This window comes from Criibacterium bergeronii (assembly GCF_001693775.2).
In the GTDB taxonomy this organism is placed as follows: Bacteria; Bacillota; Clostridia; order Peptostreptococcales; family Filifactoraceae; genus Peptoanaerobacter; species Peptoanaerobacter bergeronii.
Genome location: NZ_MBEW02000050.1, coordinates 1 through 4490, shown reverse-complemented (window position 1 = coordinate 4490; position 4490 = coordinate 1). Strand labels below are relative to the sequence as shown.

Here is a 4490-nt window from a genome sequence, read left to right as displayed (position 1 = left end):
TAATATCATCCTTGCTTGCAGTGGCATCTGTAATTATAGTTGCAGACTCTACTACATCATTACAGGTAGGTACTGACAAGGCTTTGGAGTTTGCAGATGACAATAATTTACCAAGATTTATTTTCGTAAACAAGATAGACTCTGAAAAAGCTGATTATTACAAAGTTTTAGACGAATTAAAACAAAGATATGGCAAGAAAATTGCACCTTTCCATATTCCTTGGGGCAAGGGAGATAGTTTTAAGGGCTACATAAACGTAGTAGATTTATTTGCAAAGAAATATAATGGAAAAAACTGCGATATAGTTGATATGCCTGATGATATAAACGATGAATTAGAACCTGTAAGAGCGATGTTGATGGAGGCTGTAGCAGAGTCTGATGAAGATTTGTTAGAAAAATACTTTAACGGAGAAACATTTACTCAGCAGGAAATCCATAGAGGTCTTAGAAAAGGTGTAATAAGTGGTGATATAATACCGGTGCTTTGTGGCTCTACTGCTAAAAGTATAGGCATCCATACATTGTTGGATATGATTGCAGACTTTTTGCCATCACCGCTTGACAAGATGACAATAGATAAAAAAGAATTTGAAGGTCAAATATTTAAGACTTTAATTGACTCATTTGTTGGCAGAGTATCTTATTTAAAAGTTATCCAAGGTTCATTAAGACCGGACATGGAGGTTAATAACTTAAATAAGAGAACCAAAGAAAAAATAGGAAAAATTTATACAGTTACAAATAATGGACTGGAAGAAACTGAGCTAGCTAATGCAGGAGATATAGTAGCGATTACAAAACTTCAGACATCTTTGACAGGAGATACCTTAGCAGAAAAATTAGATGCAAAGACACAGGAGCTGCCAAAATTTCCTAAACCACAGATGCTAGTTGCTATAGAGCCACTTAATAAAGGCGATGACGAAAAAATTCTTCAGGGGCTCAACAGACTTATGGACGAAGACCAGTCCTTTACATGGGAAAGAAATCCTGAAACCAAGCAAACAGTTGTTGGAGTACAAGGGGATATCCATATAAACTCTATTAAAGACAAACTAAAAGAAAAATTTGGCGTAGATGTAAAAATAGAAGACCTTAAAGTACCTTACAGAGAAACTATAAAGGGAAAATCTGACGTGCAAGGCAAGCATAAAAAACAATCCGGCGGACATGGACAATACGGTGACGTTAAAATCAGATTTGAGCCTTCAGACAAAAAATTTGAATTTACTGAAGAATTATTTGGCGGCAGTGTACCAAAATCCTATGTACCAGCTGTAGAAAAAGGACTTATTGAGTCTATGGAAAAAGGTGTACTTGCCGGATATCCTATGACTAACCTAAAGGCTACCTTGTATGATGGTTCATACCACGATGTTGACTCATCAGAAATGGCATTTAAGATTGCAGCAAATTTGGCATACAAAAAAGGTATAGAAGAGGCTCACCCAATCCTACTTGAACCAATTATGGATTTAACTATCATAGTACCTGACGAATACATGGGCGATGTAATAGGTGACATAAACAGAAAACGTGGCAGAGTCCTTGGCATGGAGGCGTACAAGCAGGGCAAGCAAATTATAAAGGCTCAAGCACCGGAGGTTGAAATATTTAAATACGCAATAGACCTAAAAGCACTTACTCAAGGTCAAGGATACTTTGAAATGGAATTCAACGGCTATGAAGAAGTACCTAGCCAATTGGCAGAAAAAATCATAAGCGATGCACATAAGGAAAGTAGCAAAACTGAATAGCAAATAATTATAATATCTTCAATATGATATTATCAATGTTATAAAGGAGCAAAGCAATGCAGTATAAAGCGTAGTAGTATCAATAATGCCATGCGTTGCAAAAAAAGAAGAAATAAAAAGACCTGAGCTAAGAGATAATGACTTTGCAGATGTGGACATAGTGTTATCTACTAGAGAACTTGGCAGAATGATTAAAATGTTTGGTATAGACTATGCCAACCTTGAAGACTCAGAGTTTGACAGCTTGATGGGAGAGTCCACAGGAGCAGGAGTAATATTTGGCACAACAGGAGGTGTAATATAGGCATCTATGAATTTTTGGGCGAACCTTATGGCAAAAAGGCTCACCAGCTACTTCATACCACATACACACCAAGAGAAAAAATTTAAATATTCACTAAAAAATTAATTTTTCCCAATACAATCACTTAATATTTATAAAATTAATATTAAGTGATTTATTTTACTCAATTTTTGTGGTAAAATAATATAACCATAAGCATTTTAAAATAAAATTCTGTAGAAGTGTAAACAATTATATTTATGCCGTTCAATGAGTGAAAGAGGAAGATAATTGGAAGATAATATTTTCAATAATGAGGAGTTGTTGTTAAGATTTTCCTTTGATAGCACAGACCAATTCATAGCTATATTGGACAATCAAATGACAATAAAAAAAGTAAACAAAGCCCTAAAGGATTTGGTAGGCTGCGGTGATGATTATGACTTCCAAGATATTCCTTATTGGGAGTTGCCAGTTTGGGGAGATGACCCTGAATTGCAAAATCAGATAATGTTTTCTCTTGAGCTGATATTTCATGGCGACGATGTAAAATTTGAGGCAAGATACCCCGACAATGAGGGAATAATCAAAATCATAGAATTTAAAATCAAACCAATATTTGACAAGGATGAAGAGGTCATAGCACTTATTGCTATGGGCTATGATGTAACTGAGTCAAGAAATGCACAAAGAGAACTGACATTTGTTAATAGACAGATAAATATGTTTTTTAAAATGGGCGTCAATGGCTATTTTATAGAGACAGTGCCAGAACCGGTAGATGCCGATTTGTTAGACGACAATAAAACAGCAATTGAGGTTTTAAAAAGTCATAGGCTTTTGAGATATAATGAAAAAGCAGAAGAAATACTAGGCATAAAGCTTGATTACGATGACCCGAAATCTCTTTTTGTAAATGACAAATATAAGCTGGACATGGATAAAATAATTAGAGACTTTAAAAATATGATTAAAGACGGGGTAATTGACTTCGTAGTAGAATACGATGGAAATGATGACGATAAAAGATATATAGAATTTAGTATGAAGGCATCAATAGTTGAAAATAAATACACAGGCTGCTACGGTGTAATAAAAGACATAACAAAAGATAAAAAATATCAGGATAAGCTGTTTAAAATGGCGAACTATGATACACTCACCAATGTACCTAATCGTAGATATCTAATATATCAGGCAAATGAATTCCTAAAAGACGGCATATTGACAGGGTATAGTGCGGCATTATGTGACATTGACTTTTTTAAGTCTGTAAATGACACATACGGACACGATGTAGGAGATAAAGTAATAATTGCAGTTGCAACTACAATTAATGACGCTATAGGTAACGCCGGACTATTTGCTAGAGTAGGTGGAGAAGAATTTTTTGCAATAATTTATCTAAAGTTGGCTGACGCAGAGAATTTAATAAAAAATATCATAAACAAAATCAGACGATTGAGATTTTATGACGTAGACAAAGATTTTAAAGTCACCATAAGCTGCGGCTTGACAGCTATAAAAAGTACAGACAATTTTGATACATTTTACAAAAGAGCTGACAACGGCTTGTATATGGCAAAAAATGGCGGAAGAGATAAGTACGTCATCCTAAAAGAATAAAATTTTTGTAAATATTAAACCACAATTTAATAAACACTAACAACTAAACTGCTCTGAATTAATGTTCAGAGCAGTTTTTATTATAAATTATATGTAAATCAAAGATAAAATTTTTGTTGATAATAAGTTGTAGATGTTTTATAATACCCAAGGGTATTGAGTAAATTATTGAGAGTATTCACATTAATTACTTAATAGACCCATTAAATATGTTAGTTAGTATAAGTTTTTGAAATAACAAAGGAGCTTTTTATGGAGTTGTCCTATTTGATAGGGCTGTTAGGAGGACTGGTTCTATTTCTATATGGAATGAATTTGATGTCTCAAGGTCTTGAGCTGGCAGCAGGTAACAAAATGCAAAAGATTATTGAGCGTTTTACCTCTAATAGACTTAGTGGAGTGCTTATCGGAACAATAGTTACGGCTGTTATCCAATCATCATCGGCTACTACTGTTATGGTAGTCGGATTTGTAAATGCAAACCTAATGACACTTGGACAGGCAGTAGGGGTTATAATGGGTGCTAACATAGGTACTACAGTTACAGGGCAACTGGTAGCACTGGATATAGTAAAAATTGCACCGCTTTTTGCATTTGCAGGCTTTATAATGGCAAACTTTGTAAAGGGCAAGCAAAGAGTAAAATTCATCGGTACAGCATTACTTGGACTTGGAATATTATTCATGGGCATGAACATAATGTCAGACTCAATGAAACCGCTTAGAGAGTCGCAGGTATTTATAGATTTAATAACCAAGCTGCACAATCCAATACTAGGCATTTTGGCAGGGGTTACAATTACAGGCATAATTCAATCATC

General features: G+C 34.5%; 5 protein-coding genes. All 5 read left to right on the top strand.

What is annotated here, in order from left to right; all coding sequences use genetic code 11:
- The coding region (locus BBG48_RS10485; RefSeq protein ID WP_147292851.1) for an elongation factor G at positions 1-1760 on the top strand (1760 nt) is incomplete at its 5' end.
- Positions 1761-1842: 82 nt separating this feature from the next.
- Positions 1843-2064 (top strand): [Fe-Fe] hydrogenase large subunit C-terminal domain-containing protein, encoded by a 222-nt coding sequence (locus tag BBG48_RS10480; RefSeq protein WP_330410386.1) that lies wholly within the window; start codon positions 1843-1845, stop codon positions 2062-2064.
- Positions 2065-2078: 14 nt separating this feature from the next.
- Positions 2079-2150, top strand: coding sequence for an iron hydrogenase small subunit (locus tag BBG48_RS11625; protein ID WP_369122515.1), 72 nt, complete (start codon positions 2079-2081; stop codon positions 2148-2150).
- Positions 2151-2334: 184 nt separating this feature from the next.
- Positions 2335-3669, top strand: coding sequence for a sensor domain-containing diguanylate cyclase (locus BBG48_RS10470; protein ID WP_094754343.1), 1335 nt, complete (start codon positions 2335-2337; stop codon positions 3667-3669).
- 252 nt (positions 3670-3921) lie between these two features.
- Positions 3922-4490, top strand: a 569-nt coding sequence (locus tag BBG48_RS10465; protein WP_199560409.1) for a Na/Pi cotransporter family protein, incomplete at its 3' end; no start/stop codon positions are given.